22 protein-coding genes and 1 pseudogene are annotated in these 22,628 nt (G+C 66.7%); 10 read left to right on the top strand and 13 right to left on the bottom strand.

Features of this window, described 5'->3' with window-relative positions; all coding sequences use genetic code 11:
- Positions 1 to 16: 16 nt before the first annotated feature.
- The 9 genes from argF to LIX00_RS11205 form a co-directional block, all read right to left on the bottom strand.
- A complete protein-coding gene (gene argF / locus LIX00_RS11165) occupies positions 17 to 901 on the bottom strand; it encodes an ornithine carbamoyltransferase (RefSeq protein WP_227353266.1) in 885 nt (294 codons plus the stop codon).
- Positions 898 to 1,935, bottom strand: a complete 1,038-nt coding sequence (locus tag LIX00_RS11170; protein ID WP_227353267.1) for a [LysW]-lysine hydrolase — start codon at positions 1,933 to 1,935, stop codon at positions 898 to 900. Before LIX00_RS11170 ends, argF begins: the two co-directional genes overlap by 4 nt.
- Positions 1,932 to 3,065, bottom strand: a complete 1,134-nt coding sequence (locus tag LIX00_RS11175; protein WP_227353268.1) for an aspartate aminotransferase family protein — start codon at positions 3,063 to 3,065, stop codon at positions 1,932 to 1,934. Before LIX00_RS11175 ends, LIX00_RS11170 begins: the two co-directional genes overlap by 4 nt.
- Positions 3,062 to 4,003, bottom strand: coding sequence for an acetylglutamate/acetylaminoadipate kinase (locus LIX00_RS11180; RefSeq protein WP_227353269.1), 942 nt, complete (start codon positions 4,001 to 4,003; stop codon positions 3,062 to 3,064). Before LIX00_RS11180 ends, LIX00_RS11175 begins: the two co-directional genes overlap by 4 nt.
- Positions 4,000 to 5,076 (bottom strand): N-acetyl-gamma-glutamyl-phosphate reductase, encoded by a 1,077-nt coding sequence (gene argC, locus LIX00_RS11185; protein WP_227353270.1) that lies wholly within the window; start codon positions 5,074 to 5,076, stop codon positions 4,000 to 4,002. The genes LIX00_RS11180 and argC overlap by 4 nt, the downstream gene beginning before the upstream one ends.
- On the bottom strand, positions 5,076 to 5,936 hold the full coding sequence (lysX, locus tag LIX00_RS11190; protein ID WP_227353271.1) for a lysine biosynthesis protein LysX: 861 nt from the start codon (positions 5,934 to 5,936) through the stop codon (positions 5,076 to 5,078). The genes argC and lysX overlap by 1 nt, the downstream gene beginning before the upstream one ends.
- 57 nt (positions 5,937 to 5,993) lie before the next feature.
- A complete protein-coding gene (lysW, locus tag LIX00_RS11195; protein ID WP_227353272.1) occupies positions 5,994 to 6,158 on the bottom strand; it encodes a lysine biosynthesis protein LysW in 165 nt (54 codons plus the stop codon).
- Between the two features lie 151 nt (positions 6,159 to 6,309).
- Positions 6,310 to 7,788: an argininosuccinate lyase gene (argH, locus tag LIX00_RS11200; RefSeq protein WP_227353273.1), complete on the bottom strand. Its 1,479-nt coding sequence runs from the start codon at positions 7,786 to 7,788 to the stop codon at positions 6,310 to 6,312.
- Positions 7,781 to 8,950, bottom strand: a complete 1,170-nt coding sequence (locus LIX00_RS11205) for an argininosuccinate synthase (protein ID WP_227353274.1) — start codon at positions 8,948 to 8,950, stop codon at positions 7,781 to 7,783. The genes argH and LIX00_RS11205 overlap by 8 nt, the downstream gene beginning before the upstream one ends.
- Before the next feature lie 346 nt (positions 8,951 to 9,296).
- Here LIX00_RS11205 and LIX00_RS11210 point away from each other — a divergent pair, with 346 nt between their 5' ends.
- Positions 9,297 to 10,403 carry a hypothetical protein gene (locus tag LIX00_RS11210; RefSeq protein ID WP_227353275.1) on the top strand — a complete coding sequence of 369 codons (1,107 nt, stop codon included), beginning with the start codon at positions 9,297 to 9,299 and terminating at the stop codon, positions 10,401 to 10,403.
- 115 nt (positions 10,404 to 10,518) lie between these two features.
- Here LIX00_RS11210 and LIX00_RS11215 read toward each other — a convergent pair whose 3' ends face one another.
- Complete coding sequence (locus LIX00_RS11215; RefSeq protein ID WP_227353276.1) at positions 10,519 to 11,238, bottom strand: FkbM family methyltransferase; 720 nt, start codon at positions 11,236 to 11,238, stop codon at positions 10,519 to 10,521.
- A 188-nt stretch (positions 11,239 to 11,426) separates the two neighbouring features.
- On the opposite strand from LIX00_RS11215, the gene LIX00_RS11220 reads away from it, so the two are divergent.
- On the top strand, positions 11,427 to 11,927 hold the full coding sequence (locus LIX00_RS11220; protein WP_227353277.1) for a 2'-5' RNA ligase family protein: 501 nt from the start codon (positions 11,427 to 11,429) through the stop codon (positions 11,925 to 11,927).
- Between the two features lie 19 nt (positions 11,928 to 11,946).
- Here LIX00_RS11220 and LIX00_RS11225 read toward each other — a convergent pair whose 3' ends face one another.
- Complete coding sequence (locus LIX00_RS11225) at positions 11,947 to 14,106, bottom strand: ATP-dependent DNA helicase (protein WP_368410746.1); 2,160 nt, start codon at positions 14,104 to 14,106, stop codon at positions 11,947 to 11,949.
- A gap of 169 nt (positions 14,107 to 14,275) precedes the next feature.
- On the opposite strand from LIX00_RS11225, the gene LIX00_RS11230 reads away from it, so the two are divergent.
- On the top strand, positions 14,276 to 15,070 hold the full coding sequence (locus LIX00_RS11230; protein ID WP_227353278.1) for an alpha/beta fold hydrolase: 795 nt from the start codon (positions 14,276 to 14,278) through the stop codon (positions 15,068 to 15,070).
- Positions 15,071 to 15,120: 50 nt separating this feature from the next.
- On the opposite strand, the gene LIX00_RS11235 is transcribed toward LIX00_RS11230, so the two are convergent.
- Complete coding sequence (locus tag LIX00_RS11235; protein WP_227353279.1) at positions 15,121 to 15,330, bottom strand: hypothetical protein; 210 nt, start codon at positions 15,328 to 15,330, stop codon at positions 15,121 to 15,123.
- A gap of 157 nt (positions 15,331 to 15,487) precedes the next feature.
- Between LIX00_RS11235 and LIX00_RS11240 the strand changes: the two genes are divergently transcribed.
- The 6 genes and pseudogenes from LIX00_RS11240 (at position 15,488) to LIX00_RS11265 (ending at position 21,139) form a co-directional block, all read left to right on the top strand.
- Positions 15,488 to 16,840 carry a class I adenylate-forming enzyme family protein gene (locus LIX00_RS11240; protein ID WP_227353280.1) on the top strand — a complete coding sequence of 451 codons (1,353 nt, stop codon included), beginning with the start codon at positions 15,488 to 15,490 and terminating at the stop codon, positions 16,838 to 16,840.
- A 187-nt stretch (positions 16,841 to 17,027) separates the two neighbouring features.
- A complete protein-coding gene (locus LIX00_RS11245; RefSeq protein ID WP_227353281.1) occupies positions 17,028 to 17,738 on the top strand; it encodes a type 1 glutamine amidotransferase in 711 nt (236 codons plus the stop codon).
- Positions 17,739 to 17,794: 56 nt separating this feature from the next.
- Positions 17,795 to 18,214: a DUF7344 domain-containing protein gene (locus tag LIX00_RS11250; protein WP_227353282.1), complete on the top strand. Its 420-nt coding sequence runs from the start codon at positions 17,795 to 17,797 to the stop codon at positions 18,212 to 18,214.
- Positions 18,215 to 18,342: 128 nt separating this feature from the next.
- Positions 18,343 to 19,506, top strand: coding sequence for an acyl-CoA dehydrogenase family protein (locus LIX00_RS11255; RefSeq protein ID WP_227353283.1), 1,164 nt, complete (start codon positions 18,343 to 18,345; stop codon positions 19,504 to 19,506).
- A gap of 187 nt (positions 19,507 to 19,693) precedes the next feature.
- Positions 19,694 to 20,623 (top strand): phosphotransferase family protein, encoded by a 930-nt coding sequence (locus LIX00_RS11260; RefSeq protein ID WP_227353284.1) that lies wholly within the window; start codon positions 19,694 to 19,696, stop codon positions 20,621 to 20,623.
- 64 nt (positions 20,624 to 20,687) lie between these two features.
- Positions 20,688 to 21,139: pseudogene (locus tag LIX00_RS11265) on the top strand (MOSC domain-containing protein).
- A gap of 37 nt (positions 21,140 to 21,176) precedes the next feature.
- On the opposite strand, the gene LIX00_RS11270 reads toward LIX00_RS11265, so the two are convergent.
- Positions 21,177 to 21,536 (bottom strand): thiol-disulfide oxidoreductase DCC family protein, encoded by a 360-nt coding sequence (locus LIX00_RS11270; RefSeq protein WP_227353285.1) that lies wholly within the window; start codon positions 21,534 to 21,536, stop codon positions 21,177 to 21,179.
- Positions 21,537 to 21,699: 163 nt separating this feature from the next.
- On the opposite strand from LIX00_RS11270, the gene LIX00_RS11275 reads away from it, so the two are divergent.
- A complete protein-coding gene (locus LIX00_RS11275) occupies positions 21,700 to 22,608 on the top strand; it encodes a DUF4352 domain-containing protein (RefSeq protein WP_227353286.1) in 909 nt (302 codons plus the stop codon).
- The last annotated feature ends 20 nt before the right edge of the window (positions 22,609 to 22,628 follow it).

A 22,628-nucleotide genomic window follows, 5' to 3' on the forward strand; every position in this document is an offset into this window, starting at 1 on the left:
CCGCCTCCCCGAGCGCTCAGGCGAGGAACGTCAGCAGCGCTTTCTGCGTGTGAAGCCTGTTCTCTGCCTGGTCCCACGAGAGCGAGCGGTCGCTTTCGAGCACCTCGTTCGTTATCTCCTCGCCGCGGTGGGCCGGCAGGCAGTGCATCACCGGCGTCGAATCGGGGAGCAGCTCCGCGTTCAGTTGGAACCCCTCGAAGTCGGCCAGTTTCGACTCGCGCTCCTCCTCTTCGCCCATGCTGACCCAGACGTCGGTGTAGACCACGTCGGCGTCGGCGACCGCCTCGGTCGGGTCGTGCGTCAGGGTCGGGGCCGGCCCCCGCGATTTCGCCCGCGCCAGCGCGTCTTCCGACGGTTCGTACCCCTCGGGCGTCGCTATCGTCAGGTCGAGACCGACCATCGAGGCGGCGACGGCGAAGGAGTTGAGGACGTTGTTTCCGTCGCCGACCCATCCGACGGACACGTCCTCGAACCCGCCGAAGCGCTCGCGGATGGTGAGCAGGTCGGCGAGCGACTGGCAGGGGTGGGCGACGTCGGAGAGTCCGTTGACGACCGGTATCGTCGCGTGCTCGGCCATCTCGACCAGATTGCCGTGGTCGAACACGCGCCCCATGACGAAGTCCACGTAGCGCGAGAGCACGCGGCCCGTGTCGGAGACCGGTTCGCCCCGTTCGAGTTGCGTGTCGTTCGGGCCGAGGAAGATGGCGTGACCGCCGAGTTGCGTCATCCCCGTCTCGAACGAGACGCGGGTGCGCGTGCTCGGCTTCTCGAACAGCATGGCGAGCGTTCGCCCGGCCAGCGCGTCGGGCGACCCCTCCGATTTGAACTCCTCCGCGACCGCCAGCACCTCGGCCAACTCGCCCGGCGACAGGTCGTCAGTGTCGAGGAAGTGGCGCGTCACGCGTCCCCCTCCAGCGATTCGCAGACGTCGGCGAGCACCGCTATCGACCGGTCGAACTCGGCCAGTTCGATGCGCTCGTCGGGGGTGTGGTCGAGCGACGAGTCGCCCGGCCCGTAGGTCACGACCGGACAGTCCCACGCCTCGGCGTAGAGGTTGGCGTCGCTCGTCCCCGTCTTGCGAAGCAGTCGGGGGTCGCCGCCCTCGTTCCGCACCGCGACCCGGAAGGCTCTCGCCAGTTCGGTCCGCGGACTCGCCATCGTCGGCGGGATGGGGTCGTTCCACGAGACCGACCCGGCGTCGAGTTCGGCCTCGGCCGCCTCGCGCACCTCGGCGACCGAGGCCCCCGGCGGCACCCGGAGTTCGACGTCGACCGTCGCCTCGGTGGCCAGTCCGTCTGCCGCGACGCCGCCCGCGAACTCGACCGGTTTCGCCGTCACCGATTCGACCGTCGGCCCGTCGGAATCGAACGCCGACTCGACCCGCGAAAGCCACCCGACGGCGTGCTGGATGGCGTTCGGCTCCGGCCGAGAGGTGTGCTGGGACTCGACCGCGACCGAGTAGGTGCCGGACTGGAAGCCGCGGTAGCCGAGCGTCAGGCCCTCCCAACCGCTCGGCTCGCCGTTCACGACGAAGTCGGGTTCCTCGCGGTCGGTGACGAGGTGGCGCGCGCCGCGCGACCCCTCCTCCTCGCCGACGACGCCGACGAAACTCGCGCCGGTTTCGACCGCCGCGACCGCCATCGCCGAGAGCGGTCCCTTCGCGTCCACGCTCCCGCGACCCCGGAGAACGCCGCCGTCCAGTTCGACCGGGATGTCCCCCGAAACGGTGTCCATGTGGGAGGTGAGCAGGACGCCGTTTCCGGGGGCGCGGACGTTGCCGACCTCGTCGATCCACACCTCCCTGTCGTTCGCTTCGAGGAACGCCGCGAGGCGCTCCGCGCAGTCGGCTTCGTTCCCCGACACCGAGGGCGTCTCGACCAACTCGACCAGCAGGTCGCGGGCGTCGCCCCGCGAGACGGTCGCGGTCGCCGTCATTTCCCTCCCCCCAGGGCGTCGGAGAGCGCGGCGACGACGGCGTCGACGTGCTCCGTTTCGACCGTCAGGGGCGGCAGGAGTCGCAGGACGCTCCGCCCCGCCGGGAGCGCGAGCACTCGGTGCGAGAGCGCGAGCTCCTTCAGCAGGCGGTTGGCCCCGCGCTTCACCTCGATGCCGACCAGCAGCCCCGCGCCGCGAATCTCGCGCACCGGGAGGTCCGCGGCCGCGAGTTCCGACCGGAGGTACTCGCCCACCTCGGCCGCGTGGGATGGGAGGTCCTCGTCCACGACGACCGAGAGGGTCGCCTCCGCCGCGGCGCTGACGACCGGGCTTCCGCTGAACGTCGAGCCGTGCGACCCCGCGCCCTCGGCTATCCAGTCGGCGCAGAGCGTCGTCCCGACGGGGAGGCCGCTCGCCAACCCCTTCGCGGTCGTGAGCACGTCCGGAACGACGTCGGCGTGCTCGCAGGCCCAGAGCTCCCCCGTCCGGCCGAGTCCGGTCTGAATCTCGTCGAGCACCAGCGCGGCCCCGGCGTCCGCCGTCAGGTCGCGCGCCGCCCGGAGGTAGCTCGCGGTCGCGGGGTTGACGCCGCCCTCGCCCTGCACGGGTTCGAGGATGACGGCGGCGGTATCGTCGTCCACCGCCTCGGCCAGTTCGTCCTCGTCGCCGTAGGCGACGAACTCCACGTCCTGCACGAGCGGTTCGTACGGACCGCGGAACTTGGACTTCCACGTCACCGAGAGCGACCCCATGGTGCGCCCGTGGAAGCCGCGCTTCGCGGCGACTATCTTCGAGTTTCCGGTCGCGCTCCGGGCGAACTTCAGCGCCGCCTCGTTCGCCTCCGTGCCGGAGTTGCAGAGCCAGACGTTTTCGAGGCCGCCGGGAGCCACCGCCGCCAACTTCTCGTACAGCGCGTCGCGGGAGGGGGTCGGGTACGACCCCTGGACGAACAGCAGTTCCGCGGCCTGTTCCTGCACCGCCGAGACGACCTCGGGGTGGCAGTGGCCGACCGGGGCGACCGCGTAGCTCGCGCCGAAATCGAGGTACGCGGTTCCGTCGTCGGCGTACAGGTACGGTCCCTCGCCGCGCTCGATGGAGATGGGCTTCTCGGAGTAGACGAACCCAGTCACGTCGACACCCCCACCGAACCGGGGGTGAAGCGCGTCCCGTGGCCGTTCCTCGCCGCCGTGATGGGGTCGCGGTTGTTCGCGTCGGCGACGACGACCGACGCCGCGCCGCCTTCGAGGGCTTCGGTGGCGGCCATGACCTTCTTCGTCATGAACCCCTCCGCGGCGTCCTTCGCGGTCGCCAACTCCTCGGGACTGCCGACCCGCTCGATGAGCGTCGCCTCGTCGTCGGGATCGGAGAGGATGCCCGGCACGTCCGTCAGGACGACGAGTTCGCCGCCGAGCGCGCCGGCGATGGCCGCGGCGGCGCGGTCGGCGTCGGCGTTGACCGGCGTCCCGTCGTCGGCCAGCATCGGCACGGTCACGACCGGCGTGTAGCCCTCGTCGAGCAGCGTTTCGAGGAGCGAGGCGTTCACCTCCTCTATCTTGCCGGAGTGGTCGCCGCGGCGAATCTTCCGCTTGCCGTCCTCGACCACCCTGACCGCGGATTTTCTGGGACCTGTCAGCAGCGCGCCGTCGACGCCGGAGAGGCCGACGGCGCGGACGCCCTCGGCCTGCAGGTCGGCGGTCAGGTCGGTGTTGAGTTTTCCGGGCATCACCATCTCGAACACCTCCATCGCGCGCTCGTCGGTGAACCGCCCGACGACGCCGCTGGTCGATTCGACGTACTCGGGCTCCTCGCCCAGCGCTTCGAGCGTGTCGTCCACCGCTGTCGAACCGCCGTGGACGACCACCACGTCCTGTCCGTTGGCGGTCAGGTGCGCGACGTCGCCGAGCGCGCTCTCCGGGTTCACGGCGCGCGCGCCGCCGATCTTCACGACGACCGGCGACGTTTCGTCTTCGACCGCGCCGCCGTCGGTGCGCAGTCCGTCGTCGGCGTCGTTGTCGACGAGCCGGTCGTGCGCGGCGAGCAGTTCGTCGCGGGTGTATCCGCCGGTCATGGCGCTCCCACGGGGTGCAACCCCTGGAACTCCAGTCCGGCGGTTTCCTCGAATCCGAGCGCGACGTTCGCGGCGTGAACCGCCTGCCCCGCCGACCCCTTCATCAGGTTGTCGATGGCGCTGAAGACGACGACGCGCTCGTTGCCGGGGTCGAGTTCGAAGCCGACCTCGGCGTTGTTCGTTCCGGCGACCGCCTTCGGTTCGGGGTAGCGGTAGACGCCGCCCCCGCCCGCGACGAGGCGGACGAAGGGTTCGTCCTCGTACGCGCCGCGGTAGGCTCTCCAGAGGTCGCCCTTCGAAACCGGCGAGTCGGGGAAGACGTGGCTCGTCGCGGAGGCACCGCGAACCATGTCCACCGCGTGGGCGGTGAACGAGACGCCGGTTCCGAGGATGGCTTCGATTTCGGCCTCGTGGCGGTGGCCGGTCGGCGCGTAGGGGCGGACGACGCCGGAGCGCTCGGCGTGACTTCCCGCCTTGCTCGCGCCCGCGCCGCCCTCCGAGGAGCCGACCTTCACGTCCACGACGATTCGCTCGTCTCCGTCCAGAACCCCCGCGTCGAACAGGGGATAGAGGCCGAGGAGCGTCGCCGTCGCGTTACAGCCGCCGGCCGCGACGAGGTCCGCGCCGGCCAGTTCCTCGCGGAACAGCTCCGGCAGGGCGTAGACGGCCTCGTCCAGGTACTCGGGGCAAACGTGGCCGTCGTACCACTCGTCGTACTCCGCCTCGGAGTCGAGGCGGAAGTCCGCGCTCAGGTCGACCACGGTGTCGGCGGCCTCGCGGAACGACTCGATGTGCTGCATCGACACGCCGTGGGGCGTCGCGGCGAACAGCGCGTCCACCGATTCGAGGTCGCCGGGGTCGGAAAAGCGCAGGTCCGCCCCGCGGAGGTTGGGGTGCACCGATCCGACCGTCTTGTTCTCGTACTCCCTGCTCGTCGCCTGCGCCACCTCGAAGTTGGGGTGGGCGACGAGCAGGCGGAGCAGTTCGCCGCCGGTGAACCCGCTGGCTCCGACCACGCTGGCCGAGAGCGTTTCCGCGGTCGTCTCCGACTCCGCGTCGGTCGCGGCGGCCATCAGGCCACCACCTCCCGCGGAACCTTCGTCTCCAGCCAGTCCACGACCGCGGCGGGCACGTCAGCCTCGACCGCCTCGTTCAGGGCCTTGAACTCGACGGTGTGGTTGACCTCGTGGACGGTGTAGCCCGACTCGGTCTCCATCAGATCCACGCCGAGCAGGCCGCCGCCGACCGCGGCGCTGGCCTGCTCGACCAGCCTCTCGGCCTCGTCGTCCAGTTCGAACGCGGCCGTCTCCGCGCCCTTCGCGGCGTTCGTCAGCCAGTGGTCGGAGTGGCGCACCATCGCGGCGACCGGTTCTCCGTCGAGCGCCAGCACGCGCACGTCGCGCTCCGGCTTGTCCACGAACTCCTGCACGTAGAACACCTTGTGCTCGTAGTGGCCGAGCGTGGCCTTGTGCTCCAGCACGGCCTCCGCCGCGCTGCGGGAGTCTATCTTCGCCATGAGGCGGCCCCACGACCCGACGACGGGTTTGAGCACGCAGGGGTAGCCGAACGACTCGATCGCTTCGAGGGCGCTGTCGGTGGTGAACGCGACCTTCGTCGCGGGCGTGGGGACGCCCGCGCCCGCGAGCGCGAGGCTCGTCTTCGCCTTGTCCGCGCACACGTCCGCGGTCTGGGGGTCGTTGACGACGGGAATCCCGTACGCTTCGCAGAACCGCGTGGCGTACAGGCTCCTGCTCGTCGCCAGACAGCGGTCGAGAACGAGGTCGAGGCTCGCGAAGTCGTCCGGCACCTCCGACAGGTCGAACGCTTGCTTCCGCACGTCTATCTTCGTCACCTCGTGCCCGCGGTCGCGTAGCTCGGCGAGCAGGAGCTTCTCGTCCTTTCGAATCCGGGAGTAGAGCAGTCCAACCTTCACGCGAACCACCTCCGGTTCGCGTGAGCCAACTGAATCGAAGGTTCGTTGACGTGCAATTTACTCCCCCCAATCCTCTTCGAGCTCCGGCGCTCGCTCGAGGACTGGCGGGTTCACGTCGACGACTTCCAGTTCGACACCGCAGGTGGGACAGTCGATTATCTCTCCGGTTTCCAGGTCGTCGTGCAGGGTCACGTCGGCCCCGCACTCAACGCATTCTACCATCGTACCCTCCCCTATCGCTCCAGCGGACTTAAATCCATCGTATTTAATAATGAATAAAACTCGGATACCGTCGTCTAAGCGCGTGAGAAGTCGAACGCCGCGAGTCGGAATTCAGTGATCAAGTAGTACCCCACGAGGGGGTCGCGGTAGCTCAGGCATAGTCGTTCACCTCGTTTTGGAGCAGTTTCTCCGCGTTATCGAGCGATTCGACCAGCCCCGCGACGCGTTCTCGGTCGGCGACGAGCGCCGCCTCCGCGTCGGACAACTCCTCGGCCGTCGCGTCGGCGGACGGTCCGCCGCGCGAATCGCGCATGGCGACGCTCGCTTCCGGTTCGAGCGCCGATTCGACTTCCTCGCGGGGGACGTACTCGGACAGGGAGTCGCCGAGCACCTCCCGCGCGGCCGAGTCGAGGGCGTCGTAGCTCGCTTCGCCCGCCTCCGCGACCACCTCGTGCGCCGTCCGGAAGGGAATCCCCGACATCGCCAGCAGGTCGGCAACGCCGGTGGCGGTCGAAAAGCCCTCGCCCGACGCTTCGGCGAGGGCGCTCTCGTTCCACGTCGCGGTCGCCACCGCGCCCGCCGCGACCTCGACCGCGTCCGTCACGGCGTCCGCGGCGTCCCACGCGTGGGGGGTCGCGCGCTGGAGGTCGCGGTTGTACGCCCGGGGCAGTCCCTTCAGCGTCGAGAGCAGGCCGGAGAGTCCGGCGTGGGCGTCGCCCGCGACAGCGCGGACCAGTTCGAGGGTGTCGGGGTTCTTCTTCTGGGGCATGATGGACGACGTGGAGGCGTAGTCGTCCGACAGCTCCACGAAGCCGCGATTCGAGTAGACGACGAGGTCTTCCGCCAATCCGGAAACCGTCGTGGCGAGGTTCGCCAGCGCCGCGACCGTCTCCACGAGGAAATCGCGGGTCGAGGCCGCGTCCATCGAGTTACCCAGCACCGCGTCGAACCCCAGCAGTTCCGCGACGCGCTCGCGGTCGATGTCGAAGGGCGTCCCCGCGAACGCCGCCGCCCCGAGCGGACACCGGTTCACCCGCCCGTAGGCGTCCAGCAGGCGGGCCGTGTCGCGCGCCACCGCCCGCTCGTAGGACGCGAGGAAGTGCCCGACCGTGGTCGGCTGGGCGGGCTGGAGGTGGGTGTATCCCGGCATCACCGTCTCGGCGTGCGCGTCCGCGGCGTCGAGGAGCGCCGCCCTGAACGCGAGCGTCGCGTCGAGCGCCGCGAGCACGTCCTCGCGGAGGCGGTAGCGGATGCAGGTCGCCACCTCGTCGTTCCGGCTCCGGGCGGTGTGCATCCTCCCTCCGTCGGGGCCGACCCGCTCGACCACCGCGGTCTCGATGGCGGCGTGCACGTCCTCGCCCGCGGGGAGCGAACCGTGTCCGTCGACCTCGACCACGTTCAGCGCGGTGAGTATCTCTCCCGCCGTCTCGTCGTCCACGATACCCCGCTCCGCGAGCATCACGACGTGGGCGCGGTCGACCGCGAGGTCGGCCGCGAAGATGCGCTCGTCGGCCGCGAGCGACGAGAGGAACTCGCGGGCGGGACCGCCGCTGAAGCGGTCGCCGCGAACCACGTCGCCGTCGCCGGTACCGCCTCCGAAGCCGCCGCCCTCGCCGTCCGCGTCAGTCATCGCTCGCCAGACGCGCCTGGAACCCGTGGTACTTCGCCACGCCCGTCGCGTCGGCCTGCTCGATGTCGCCGACCGTCTCGGTGTTGAACGAGGCGGCGTCCTCGGAGTAGACGGCGCGGTCGCTCTCGCGGCCGACCGGGCGGGCCTGTCCGCCTTCGAACTTGACCGTCACCGTGCCCGTCACCTTCTCCTGCGTGGCGTCGATGAAGCCGTCGAGGGCGTCGACGAGCGGCGCGGAGAGCAGACCTTCGTAGGCTTTCTCCGCCCACTGCCGGTCGATTTGCGTCTTGAACGAACGCTCCTCTTTCGTCAACACCAGTCCTTCGAGGGCCTCGTGGGCGTTGAGGAGGGTCGTCGCCGCCGGATGCTCGTAGTTCTCGCGCACCTTCAGACCGAGCATGCGGTCTTCCATGAGGTCGGTGCGCCCGACGCCGTGTTCCCCCGCGACCTCGTTCAGGTGCTCGATGAGTTCGACCGCTTCGTAGGACTCGCCGTCGACCGCGACGGGCGTTCCGGACTCGAACTCTATCTCGACGAACTCGGTCTCCGAACCGGGCGAGGCCGTCCACTCGTAGATGTCCTCCGGCGGGACGTAACCGGGATCCTCCAGATTACCGCCCTCCACCGAGCGACTCCAGAGGTTCGTGTCGATGCTCCAGACGCCCTCGTTGCCGCCCTTCACGGGCAGGTCGTGTTCGTCGGCGTAGCCCATCTCCCACTCGCGGGTCAGGCCGAGTTCGCGCACCGGGGCGACCACGTCGAGGTCGGAGGCGCGCCAGACCGCCTCGAAGCGCAGTTGGTCGTTGCCCTTTCCGGTACATCCGTGCGCGAGGGCCTCGCAGTCGTTCTCCTTCGCCACGTCGAGTATCGCTTCGGCGATGACCGGGCGGGCCAGCGCGGTGCCGAGGGGGTACCCCTGATACGTCGCGTTCGCCTTCACCGCGTCGAGGCACTGCTCGGCGAACGCGTCTTTGGCGTCCACCACGTAGTGTTCCAAATCCAGCGCCTCCGCCGTCTCTTCCGCTTCCGCGAACTCCGCTTCGGGTTGGCCCACGTCGACCGTGACGCCGATGACTTCGTCGTAACCGTACTCCTCTTCGAGGAGCGGGACGCAAACTGTCGTGTCGAGCCCGCCGGAGAAGGCGAGTGCAACCGTTTTCATGTACACGTCTCCAGTAGCTCCACACACTTAAATTCTTCTCAGAAAGTTTAGAAATAAAGGCGGAGAGTAGACTAAAGGCCAGTTGGTAACACGTGAGTACCGCGTTGAACGAACGAAAGGTCGAGGGGAATTGGGATTAGTGGGGCTAGAAAAGCCCCGGTCGTCGTCGCGGAGAGAAGGAGGCGGACTCGTCGCTCGCGGCGGGGGCGATCCCGATAGCGCGAGTCCGCGACATTAGCGAACCCTTGCGCCGTTAGGGGTATAAAGCCTTTCGGCGCGGCAAGGGTTGCCAGCGAGTCGCTTCGACCGGCTAAAATTTATCCCCGGTCGAACGAAATACTATGGAATGCGACGACTCCCCGCGCTCCTCCTCGCCCTCCTCGTCGTGTCCTCCGGCTGTGCGGACTCGCTTCCGTGGGTAGAGAACGAACCGACCTCGGAGAGGACTCCGCAACCGACGCCGAATCCGCCGCCCGGCGCGGACACCGAGTGGATTTTCGACGCGGAGCGACTGCTCTCCGCCCACGCGTCCGTGCTCGCGGGAACGAACTACCGGAAGGAGGTTCGCATCCGCCCCAATCACAGCACCGGTCCGCTGAAGTGGTCGAACTCGACGCTCGTCGCGCACGTCGGGGATGGTCGAGTTCGAATGCACGGGCGGGGCGAACTAGTGGCGCTGCGCGGCGTGGGCAGCCACTATCGGAGCTATCTGACGAACCGTACCGCGATGGTGCGCGTTCCACGGAACGACGACGACGAGTACCACTACGTCGCCGACTCGACGCACCCGTTTCGGAAACCCGTCGAGAACGATACTCGGATGGAACGGGTGCTCACGAGTTCGGATTTCGTCTGGAACGGAACGACGGTTCGCGACGGGACGACGCTGTACCGATACAGCGCGACGGGATACACCGAACTGTCGGGCGTAACGTCCCTCTCGGCGACCGCGTTCGTCGACGAACGCGGACTCGTCCACGATCTCTCCGGGACGATTCGAATCTCCGACTTCCGACCGACCACGGTCGATTTCTCGTACCGCTTCTTCGAAACGACCTCCCCGCCGACGAAACCGGAGTGGACTCGTCGCGTTCCGCGGGTGAGCGTGACCCGCGAGTCCGGTACTATCGCCGTCGAAAACACCGGCAATGCGATCTTTTCGGCGGGAACTAAGGGTATCGTGGTCGTGGCCAACGAGTCGGCGAGCATCGCGGACGGAATCGAATTCTCGGAACCGCTCGAACCCGGCGATGTCACGTACCTCTCCCTCGCGGACGTCGGCAACCGGACCGAAAACGGGTTGACCGACGGCGAAATTCGGATCGGCGAACGCCGGCCGCCGCCGAACGAATCGATACGGCCACCGTTCGAGTGGCGGCGGCTCAGTTTCGAGAGCGCCGACGGCGACGCGTCGGTTATAATCGTCCGGGGGTCGCGGAGAAACGAAAACTAACAGCAGTTGGTAACACGGTTCCTTTATTCAGAGTAAGCTGCGAAACTCACGGTCAGGCCAGACGAGGTAGGTCTCACGATCGCACCAACAAGCGCCGGTACTCATCCCCTAGCAGTTATTCAGAGCGACCCGACTTTTTGGCCTTGAGGAAGTTATCGCGGATGTATTCCAACTCGTCGAACCCATAACTACCTAGAAGATCCTCGACTTCCTGCTTACTACTTCCAAGACGTTCTAAAGGCTGGTCGTGGGTAACGATGTATGCCAGCCGCGTTGTTGGCGACGAGAAGGTTGTTGAACCGCCACGGAGCAAATCGATTTCTTCGCCCTCGATGTCCGACATGAGAACGGTTGGCGATGGGACTCCATCTTCCTTGATGATACTATCGAGCGTTCGGACCGGTGTTTCTATCCTCTGCCCCGAATGGCGAACTTCGCCCATCCCACCCGGTGTATCGCGTTGAGTGTCGAATGCTATCGTCCCATCCGAATTTGAGATGGCACAATCCATAACGAGGGCCTCAATCCCGTTTAACTCGAGGTTCGCCTCTAGGCTCTCTCGTGTCCGTGGGTGAGGCTCGAAACAGACGATATCTATTTCAGGATACCTTCGACCGATCACACAGCTATTGATGCCAATGTGAGCACCAATATCGAAGAAGACATCGTTCTCATTCATTTCGAAAAACATACCCTCAAATATCTCATCATATATTTCGACATCGTCGGGGAGAAATTGGCGTTCTCTCTCCGATGCCACACGGAACCGCACGTCGACACCGCCGATCGTAGTTTGCACGGGTTCATCGGACGGATGTTCTTCGTTTTGGTCCATGATCGTGACTCGCAGATAGTAGAGGATGCAACATAAAGCGATGCGGCCTGACACCATCTCGGTTACTTCGTACACGTAGTTAGCGTACTGTCCGACTCGCTTTCAGATATCATTCCGAATAAAGAAATCGCGCTACTATCTACTGCTAAGCGTCACGCTCATACCGCTCCGGTCTCTCGCAACGAACGGTGTACAGCCTCAACGTTCCCGTTCCGGGCGAGGTCGCCCGACTCGCCGAAGAACTGCGCCCGTCGCTCCACCGGTTCGACGCCGTGCGCGACCGCCACACCCTCGTCGTCAAGCGGTTCGGCGAGCGCGACAACTACGACCGGCTCGAAATGCAGGTACGAACCGCGCTCGTCGGGACGCCGGCCTTCGAAGCTCGAATCACGGAAATCGACTACTTCGAGCGTCCCGCACGGGGCGATGGCCCGGTCGTCTATCTCGGGGTCGAGAGCCCCGGCCTGCGCGAGATTCACCGCGAACTGGTGGTCGAGTTCGACCGCATCGAGGGTATCGAGGGCGAGGATTACGTTCCGCACGTGACGCTGGCTCGCGGCGGGAGCCTCGACGCGGCCCGGCGACTCGCCGAGCGGGACGTCGACCCGATCACGTGGAACGTCAATCGACTCCACCTCTGGGACGCGACCTACGAGGAACCCGCAGCGACGCTCTCGCTTCCGGCCTGACGCGCCTTCTCCTCCGTTATCAGGGCGTCGGCGGTTCGCCGCCCCACGCCCCTCGGTCGGTGAAGAAGTTCAGCATGGCGAACTTGAGCTTCTCCGGCTCGATGTCTATCATCTCCTCGCGCTCCTCCGGCGGGAACGTCTCTCTGACGCTGTACTTACCCATCTCCCGGACGCTGTTCGCGGTGTAGCGTTTGTCGAGGAGGACGCGGACGCCGAAATCCTCCGGCGAACGAATCACGCGCCCGAGAGCCTGTCGCGTCTTCCGAATCGTCGGTATCTCGACGGCGTACTCCCACCCCGAATCCCGTCCGGAGCGGTCGGAGAACACCCTGTCGTAGGCGTCCTGCACCGCGTCCATCCGGTCGTCGAGGTGGGGGTACGGGACGCCGACCACGACCACGGTTCGCGCGTCGTCGCCGTCGAAGCTCACGCCCTCCGCCAGCGTCCCCCAGAGCGAGGTGAAGAGGACGCCGTCGTCGTCCGCCGTGAACCGCCGCCGGAGTTCCTCCACGGGGGTTCCGGCCTCGTCGAAGTAGAGGTTTCCGTCGATTCGAGCCCTTACGAGGTCGCGGTAGCGCTCGGCCTCCGCGTAACTCGGGAAGAAGACGAGCGTGTTTCCGGCGGTGAATCGAACGGCGTCGCTCAGCACGCCCGCGATGGTCTCCTGCGTCTCGGGGTTGCCGCGCTCGCTGGCGAAGAGCGCCGGCGTCTCGACGGAGAAGGTGCGGCGGTTCTCCTCCGGAAACTGGAGTCCGTACGCCAGCGTCACCGGTTCGGTGAGCCCGAGCACGTCCGACAGCACGTCGAAGGGTCGGAGCGTCGCGCTCATCAGCACGGTCGCGTACACCTCGTCGAAGAGGGCTTTCGTCACCTCTCGCGGGATGCAGGTGTAGAGTTCCGCGCGTCCGTACACCTCGTCCGTACCCTCGTCGCGCCGAACCGCGACGACGGGGTACTGGCCGAGTTCGGCCCCCTCGTCCATGTACGATTTGACGAACCGCGCGGCCTGCAGCGTCCGGCACTCCTTTCGCGTCGTCGCGGTGCCCTCCTTGTACGCCTCCTCGTACTGCTGGTCGAGCTCCTTGCCCAGCGCCAGCGCGTCCTCCAGTTCCGCGTCGATGCCCGTGCCCGTGTACTCCTGGAGGAAGTTGAGCGTGAGGTCGTCGCGCTTGTCGTCGTTCGCTATCGACACGTCGCGCCAGTTCTCGTTGACCTTCTCGCGCTCGCCGAACCCGAACGAATCCTCGTAGGTCTTCTTCAGCGCGCGCTGGAACGCGGCGAGCACGTTGTAGCCCGACTCGCTCCGGAAGTCGTCGCTCTCCTGTAGTTCGTCCAGCGCGCCGTCGACGGTGTTCTCGGTCAGCGTCCGGGAGGCGTGGTCGCGGGCCGTCCCCTCGATGTTGTGGGCCTCGTCGAAGATGGTGATGACGTCCTCCGGGTCGCGGCCCAACCACCGGAAGAACTGCTCGCGGATGGTCGGGTCGAGCAGGTGGTGGTAGTTGCAGACGACCAGGTCGACGCCTTCCATGCCGTCTTTCAGCAGTTCGTAGCCGCACAGCGTGCGGCCGTCGGCGTACTCGTAGATGTCGTCGGGCGTGCGCACGTCGTCGTAGAGCCACTGATAGAACTCGCCCGTGTCCTCCGTGAGATTGTTGTAGTAGTACTCGCAGATGTTCTGCTCTTGTAGGGCCTCGACCTCGTCCCGTATCTGCTGGAGCTCGTCCATGACGGCGCTCCGGGCGTCCGCGGCGTCCGAATCGCCCTCCTGCATCTCCTCCAGCAGTTCGCTCTGACGCCGTTCGAGTTCCCGCTTGTCGCGCTCCGCATCGACGACCTCGTAGGTGTTGTCCCGGAGCACCTGACACTCCTGATAGTCCACGTCGATGTGGCACATCGACCCCTTCCCCCGGAAGACGACGGCGCGCAGGGGTTCCTTTCGAGTTATCTCGCGCGCTTCCGTGACGAACTGGCGCATCTGCTGGTGGACGTTGGTCGTGATGACCACGGTCTTGTCCTCCTCGCGCGCGTACTCCAAGGCGGGGACGAGCGAGGAGAGGGTCTTGCCCGTTCCGCAGGCACCCTCGAAGACCACGTCCTGTCCGCGCGACAGTCCGTTGTAGATGCGATCCATCGCCTCCCGCTGGTTGTCGTAGGGGGCGTCGTAGGGGAAGAACCGCATGTACTCGTTCGTTGTCGACACGATACGGGGTATTCGCGTCTTAGTTCAAAAACCCTTGCCTACGTGAGAGATACGCCGCCCGCCCTCGTCGCGTCTGCCGTCGCGGAGTCGTCCCGCGAGCGTCGAACCGAACGATTTGAAACGCCCGCGCCCCGTAGGTTCCGCCGAAATGCCATTCGCGGAACACGACGGCGTCTCGCTCTACTACGAGACGGACGGCGCGGGCGGCCGCGACACGGTCGCCTTCGTCGAGGACGCGGGCTACGGCGCGTGGCAGTGGGGCTGGCAACACGCCGCCGTCGCCGGGCCGTTCGAGTCGCTGGTGTGGGATAACCGAGGGACGGGGCGCTCGGACGCCCCCGACGGGCCGTACACGGTCGGGGAGATGGCAGACGATTTGGACGCGGTGTTGGCCGACCACGGGGTTCGGAACGCTCACATCGTCGGCGCGGGACTGGGCGGGATGGTCGCGCTCCGGTACGCCCTCGACCGCTCGCGGGCGAAGACGCTGACCCTCGTCGGCGCGTCCCCCGGCGGGTCGCGGTTCGGAACGCCCTCCGAGGTACGCGAGCGACTGCTCGCAGAGAAGACCCCCGAGGCGCTCCGCGAGTCGCTCCGTCCGGTCGTGAGCAGCGAGGCGTTCGAGGCCGGACTGGAGGAGGTCGTGGAGTGGCGGCTGGCGGACGACGCGGCGCTCCCCGCCCAGCGCGCCCAGTTCGCGGCGGTCGACGCCTTCGACGCGAGCGACCGCCTGTACGAGATACCGACGCCGACGCTGGTGCTCCACGGCACCGCGGACCGCGTGTTTCCGGTCGACGCCGGCCGGGCGCTCGCCGAGGGACTCCCCCGCGCCGACCTGCGGGAGTTCGAGGGCGCCCCGCACCTCGTCCACGTCGAGCGGTCGAAGGAGGTCAACGACGAACTGCTCGCGTTCCTCGAAGCGCACTCGGACGAGCGCGGCTAAGAGATGCGCAACCCGGGAAAACCGTCCGTAGCGTACTTCCGATTCGTCGCTCACTCGCCCCGGCACTGCGGGCAGGCGCCGTCTTCGATGTAGACGCTCAGGAACGACTCGCCGCATCGTTCGCACTCCCGTAACGCTCGTTCTCCCTCCGAGGCTTGCTCGTCCGCCGTGGCTCGATCGCCCTTCGAGACTCGCTCGTCCTCCGGTGCCTGTTCGTCTTCCGCTGCCCGTTCGCGTTCGTCTCGGTCGTTCGTAGCCATCGTGGAAAACCGTTTGATATCAAGCGCGGCCTTGCACATTAACGTATCTTATAAAGTACGATAAGTGGAAACTGGATTTCGCAGCGCGTTCACGACCCTCCGAAACTCCCACGACGAGTGCAGAACTGCTAACACCGTGCACGTCCCAACGAAGCGTATGTCGCTGTTACTGGCGCGACACGCCGACCTCTGGAGCGACCGAACGGCAGTCGTCGACGGCGAGGAGAGCGTCTCGTACGCCGAACTCGCCCGGCGAGTCGAGTCCGCGGCGGGGCGACTCGCGGCGCTCGGCGTCGGGTCCGGAGACCGAGTGGTCGTCGTCTCTCGAAATCGCGTCGAGGTGCTCGTGCTGCTGTTCGCCGTCCGACGGGTCGGCGGCGTGTTCGCACCCGTCTCGCACCGGCTGACGCCCGCGACCGTCTCGCGTCCGGTGGAGCAAATCGACCCCGCGTTGGTGGTGCACGAATCGGCGCAACGAGACCTCGTTCGACCCTTCGAGGACACCCGGTCGTTCGAGGAGTTCGAGCGCGTCGAACCCGCCGAGCACGACCCGGTCGAACCGGAGCGGGGCGACGACAGCCTCCTCTTTCACACCGAGGGCGGTGCGGAGGTCGTTCGCCTGTCCGCTCGGGCCGTCGAACGGAACTGCGTCGCCGCCGTCTCCGGTTGGGGACTCGGACGGGACGACCGCGCGCTCGCCCCCCTCCCGCTGTCGCTTCCCGACTGCCTGCTTCGGTTCGTCCTCCCGCTGCTCACCGTCGGCGGGAGCGTCGTGCTCCGGCGCGCGTTCGACCCGGAGGACGCGCTCGCCGTCATCGAGCGCCGCGGGGTGACCTGCTTCGACGCCGGGCCGACGGAGTTCCGCGAACTGGCCGACGCCGACGTCGACGCGGAACTCTCGTCGCTCGACTGGCTGGCGACGCGCGCCCGCGTGCCGCCGGACGTGCGCGAGGCGTTTCCGATTCCGATACTTCGCGCGTACGGCCGTCCGGAGACGGGTCCGAACGTCCTCCGCGGGACGCCGAGCGACGAGCGCGTCGGCAGACCGCTCCCCGGCTGCGACGTTCGCGTCGAAGGCGAGACGGGCGAACTCCTCGTCCGAGGTCCGGTCACCGCGAGCGGCCACCTCGGCGGCGAAGAATTCGGCGAGTGGATTCCGACCGGCGACCTGTTTCGCCGGGAGGGCGGGGGATACGTCTTCGTCGGGGGAGCGAGCGAACCGTTCGAGAGCGAGGGGAAGCGGATTCACCCGCAGGCGATAGAGACAGTCCTCGAATCGCACTCCGGGGTCCGGGCGGCGGGCGTCATCGAAACCGTCTCGGAGACCGGGGGAAGCGCGCCGAAGGCGGTGGTCGTCGGCGACGTTTCGCCCGGAGAACTCCGGGAGTTCGCGGAGGAGCGACTCGCGCCCCACGAGGTACCGCGCGCGGTCGAACTGGTCCCCTCGCTCCCCCGACGCGCGACCGGCGAACTCGACCGAGGGGAGCTACGAAAGCAATTCGGCGGATAGCGAGCGTCGGCGGCGGACTCCTGCTCGTGCTCTCCGGACAGCGACGTCGGGTCGAAGCGGAGACGAGAAGCGGTCGCGAAGCGACGAAATCGGGCGATGGCGAAGCGCGAAGGTGGTAATCGAAAGTACGGGCGAGTTTCCCGGTAGCGAAACCCACTTGACGGTTCGGGTTGCTAGTAGTATTCGAATGAGTCGGCCACGAATCGCGTTTTTAAATGCCGCGCACAGCGATGCAAATACGCGGCGGAACTTCCGACGCGAACTCGACGCGGACCTCGTCGAGTTCGACGCCACCGACGGTCATCTCCCCGACAACTTCGACTTCGACGCCGCGGTCGTCTCCGGGTCGCGGGCGTCGGTCTACTGGGACGACGGGTGGATTCCGCCGTTGAAAGAATGGGTTCGGGAAGCGGCCGAAACCGGGCTACCCATGTTGGGAATCTGTTACGGTCACCAGCTACTGGCGGACGTGCTCGGCGGCGAAGTCCGCGACATGGGCGAGTACGAAATCGGGTACCGCGAAGTCGAACACTCCGGCGAGTCGCCCCTGTTCGACGGTATCAACGACCGATTCGTCGCGTTCACGACCCACTCCGACGAGGTCGTCGAACTCCCGCCGGGCGCGACGTCGATCGCGGAGAACGACTACTCCAACCACGCCTTCCGCAAGGGGGACGTGTTCGGCGTTCAGTTCCACCCCGAGTACGACATGGCCACCGCCGAGGCGGTCACGCTCGGCAAAGACCTCCCCGAGGAGCGCCTTCAACGCGTCTTGGACGGCATCAACGAGGAGAACTACGCCGCGGCCGCCGAAGCGAAACTCGTCTTCGAGAACTTCACCGACTACGTCGGTACACGAACGACGAAACGAGACGATATTCCGCCGTCATCGGCATAAACAACCTGAATAGTTAACCACCAGAGTCACCCCCGTCGGGGGCGTGATGATAGTCCATGGCAGACCGGACGACCGACGATGAGAATTCGTCTAACGCTTCCGCTTCGCCCGATGGCCCGAGTGCCAACGTCCCTCCGCTCTCGCAAGACGCACTCTTCAACGCGCTCTCCTCCCGTCGGAGTCGCTACATCCTCCACAACCTTCGGAGCGAAGAGACGCCGCTGACGCTCGCGGACATCGTGGACACCGTCGCCGCGTGGGAGACCGACAAGTCCATCGACCTCGTCTCCGACGAGCACCGCCACAACGTCTCCATGTCGCTCCAGCACACGCAACTCCCGAAGCTCGCGATGGCCGGGCTCGTCCAGTACGACGAGGAGCGCGAACTCGTGGACAGGGGCGTTCACGCCGACCAGGCGGACGCGTACCTCGACATCGCGGTGGCGCGGGACGACGCGGTGCCGAAGGACGATTGAAACGTTTTTCCGAGCCTGAACGACACCGAGACGCGGAGCGAACGCTCTCGGACGCGAAGTAGGGGCGCAGCCCGTCGTCAGCTTCCGGAGTAGGAGCGCTTTTTAGCCTCCCCTCCGGAGGGTTTTTCATGCTCGATTACGCGGAACTGGAGGCCGACCTCGGACAGGAAGAGCGGATGGTGCGGGACACCGCCCGCGAGTTCGTCGCGGAGCACGTCACGCCCGACATCGGCGACCACTTCGAGGCGGGGACGTTTCCGGAGGAGATAATCCCCGAGATGGGGGAACTCGGCTTTTACGCGCCGAACCTCGACGGGTACGGTCTTCCGGGGGTGAGCGAGACGGCCTACGGCCTGCTGATGCAGGAGTTGGAGGCGTGCGACTCCGGCCTGCGCTCGATGGCGAGCGTGCAGGGCGCGCTCGTGATGTACCCCATCCACGCGTACGGTTCGGAAGAGCAGAAGGAACGCTGGCTGCCCGCCCTCGGCGAGGGGACGGCGGTGGGCTGTTTCGGCCTGACGGAACCGGAGCACGGCTCGAACCCGTCGGGGATGGAGACCTACGCCGAGAAGGACGGCGACGAGTACGTCCTCAACGGGTCGAAGACGTGGATCACCAACTCGCCCATCGCGGACGTGGCGGTCGTTTGGGCGCGCGACCGCTCCGCCGACGATACCCCGGTTCGCGGGTTCCTCGTCGAGACAGACCGCGACGGCGTGACGACGAACAAGATAACCGAGAAGCTCTCGCTCCGCGCCTCTATCACGGGCGAAATCGGCCTCCAGAACGTCTCGGTTCCCGAGGACGCCGTCCTGCCCGGCGTCGAGGGGATGAAGGGACCGCTGTCGTGCCTCACCCAAGCCCGGTACGGCATCGCGTGGGGCGCGGTCGGCGCGGCCCGCGACTGCTTCGAGACGGCCCGCGAGTACGCGATTAACCGCGACCAGTTCGGCGGCCCCATCGCGCGCTTCCAACTCCAGCAGGAGAAACTGGCCGAGATGGCGACCCAGATAACGACCGCGCAACTGCTCGCGCACCGCCTCGCCGAACTGAAAGAGCGCGGCGACATGCGCCCGCAGCACGTCTCGATGGCGAAGCGAAACAACGTCCGGATGGCCCGCGACCAAGCCCGCGTCGCCCGCGAGATGCTCGGCGGAAACGGCATCACGACGGACTACTCGCCGATGCGCCACATGGCGAACATGGAGACGGTGTACACCTACGAGGGCACCCACGACATCCACACGCTCGTTCTGGGGCAGGATTTGACCGGAATCGCCGCCTTCGAGTGAGCGGCGCGAGCGAGGGCTCGAAAGGCGCTATTCGTCTTTCGGCGTTCGAATAGACGCAGTCGTCGAAAAAGACAAGTATACCCTTCTCGAATCATCCCCCGTCCATTCTCTCGGTCGGAGCGACAGCGCCCGCGCTCGAATCGGCCCGTCGCTCCGACCGGTCGTCGCCCGTCACGCGACGAACATCATGCACGAAGACGAACGAGAGTTACGGAAGAGACTCGCACAGCACGCAAAACGGTACGAAGTCGTCCGGAAACTCCACGACGTACCGCCGCACGTAACGCACGAAGTTCGGGTAGACGGGAAGCGAGCGGTTTGCAAACGGGCGACGAGCGATGAAGGCAACCCGACGATGGAGGCGCGAGCCATGCGGTTCCTCGAAACGAACGCGTCGGTTCCGGTGCCGCGCATCCTCGCAGTCGGGGACGACTACTTCGTCGCGGAGTGGTGCGACGACGTGCCGGCGGAGAGGACGCTCGACCGTGAACGCGCCCGAACGATGGGCGCCGGAATGGCGACGCTTCACGACGAAACGGCCTTCGAGGCCACGGGGTTCCTTCGGGACGACGGCGGGAAACTCGCGCTCGACGCCCGCGAGACGTGGCACGAAACGGTCTGCGCGTTCCTCGCCGACCTGCGAGATTTCCTCGAACCGCTCGGTTACGACGATGTGGCTTCCGACGCGCTCACGTTCGTCCGCGAGCATCCCGATCTGTTCGACGGGGCGGGCGACCCCGTTCTCTGTCACGGCAACTACCTGCCGGAACACGTGGGGACCGACGGCGACGAGGTGACGCGCGTCATCGACTTCGAACACGCGCTGGCCGCCCCCGGCGAGTACGATTACTGGCGGACGGTCCTTCCCCTGTTCGCGGATTCGAACCGGTCGGACGAGGCGCTCGCCGAATCGTTTCGCGCGGGCTACGAGTCGGTTCGCTCGCTTCCGGACGAATTCGACCGGCGGCGGAAGGCGTACTGGACGGTCAACACGGTTTCGTACTTTCGGTCGCTCTTCCTCCAGCGCCAACGGACCGGACAGGAGGCGGCTCGAACGGCGTCTTTCTTCCGAAAGTACGTGTACGATACCATCGACTCGCTGCGGGACGAACGGTAGCGACGACCGCTGATTCAACCGCCATCGACCTCGATTTTATACCGTCGGCCGGTAACTGAGGGACATGAACGGAACTGGCGAGGTCGAGGCGATTCACATCGCGCGGGAGGCGGAAGCCCGGACGGAGGCGGTCGAGGAGGTCGAAGCGGTCGCGGGGCGAGGCCTGCGCGGCGACCGCTACTTCTACGACGAGGGGACGTTCTCGGGCGACGACATCACCCTCATCGAGGCGGAGGCGCTCTCGGCCGTCGAGCGGAGTCCGGCGTCTCGCTCGAACCGGGTGCCCATCGCCGGAACGTGACGACCCGCGACGTCGCGCTGAACCACCTCGTCGGCGAGCGGTTCAGAGTCGGAACGGCGGTCTGCGAGGGCGTTGAACTCTGCGAACCGTGCTCGCACCTCGAGTCGCTGACGCAGGAGGGGACGCGCTCCGCGCTGGTGCACCGCGGCGGACTCCGCGCCGCCATCGTGGAAGACGGTGCGATTCGAGTCGGGGACGGCGTGGAACCGCTGTGACGGGCGGCGACGTCGGCGCTTCGGCGGGTTCGCCGGACTAGCGTTTGCGGAGCTTCCCCCACCACGCCCGACGGTCGGCGGCCCAGCGGTAGGCGGGTTCGCGGATGCGGGCGCGGGCCGGGCCGGGCAGGAGGCGAAACAGCGCGACGACGGCGCGCTCCGGGGAGTCGAGTCGGGCGAGCACCTCCTCGGTCGCCTCGCCGCACGAGTACACCCGGTCGTCGGTGAGGAGGTGAGCGCACCGCTCGTAATCGGCGGGGAGGCGCGCGCGTTGGTCGGGCGTGAGTTCCGAGAAGCCCACGAGCTCGAAGTCGCCGCGAGCGTCGGCGTACTCCGCGGACCACGTGCAGAAACCGCAGTCGTCGTCGTACACGAGTCGAGGCGGATGTCGGGGCACACGCCCGCTTCGTGACCGATTCGGATACTCCCTTCGAATCGACGGGACGCTTCAGGAAGCGGGAACCACCATCCACCGACTATCGGTCGGAACGCATACCGTAATTATCAGAAAACGAACGTCTTACGGAGCCTTTATTTAACCGCCCATATATAAATTACCCATGCGCCGTAGAAGATTTCTGACGGCGTCCGGAGCAGTGCTCGTCGGGGGGGTCTTGGCGGGTTGTGCCGGTTCCGGACCGAACGACAGCGGAAACGGGGAGGTTTCGAAGACGAAAACGAAGGGGTCGGGCGGATCGGCCTCGAACGGGGGCGGAACCGCCGGAGAGGGCGGGACGACCGCGAAGGGCGGTTTCGAACTCGTCTCGGCGAACGTACCCGACCAAGTCACCGCGGGCGAGGAGTTCGCGCTCAAACTCACCGTCGAGAACCGCGGCAACAGCCCCGCCGCGTTTCGGTCGCCGATTCGGGTTGATGCGGGCGGCGGTACGCAGCAGTCCGGCACCATCCGAACCAAGGAGGTCGCGCCGGGGAAGACGGCGACGTGGTCGACGAAACTCTCCTACCCGTACGTCGGCGCGGTGACCTACCGAATAGCGAACCTCGAAAAGACGTTCACCGTGAAGTTCGTCGGCGAACGCCTCCCGGTCGGCGAGACGTTCCTCAGTCCGACGGAGATGGCGGTCACGGTTCGGGACGTCACCCTGACCGACCAGTATCGGTACGTCCGGGGGAACGGTCGAAGGGTGGACGTGGACGCCAGCGAGGGTCGACAGTGGGCGTTCGTCACCGTCCGCGCGGAAAACCGATTCCGAATGGGCCAGACGCTGCCGAAAGCGGATAGCTTCCGGCTGGTCGTCGGCGATAAACGGGAAGCGCCCACCGATATCGCCAAAGAGAACGGTCAGTACAAGTTGGAACGGTTCGGGCGTCGCGAGGTCAAACCCGGCGGCAGCAAAAGCGGTTGGTTGGCTTACGACGTCTCCGCCGACCGCTCCGCGAGCGACCTCGCGGTCGAATGGAAGGGAAGCGACGGTACCGGTACGTGGACGGCGCTGTGGCGTCCGTAATCGGTCGAACGGCCCGCGGC

It is taken from the genome of Haladaptatus salinisoli (genome assembly GCF_020614375.1).
Taxonomy (GTDB): Archaea; Halobacteriota; Halobacteria; order Halobacteriales; family Haladaptataceae; genus Haladaptatus; species Haladaptatus salinisoli.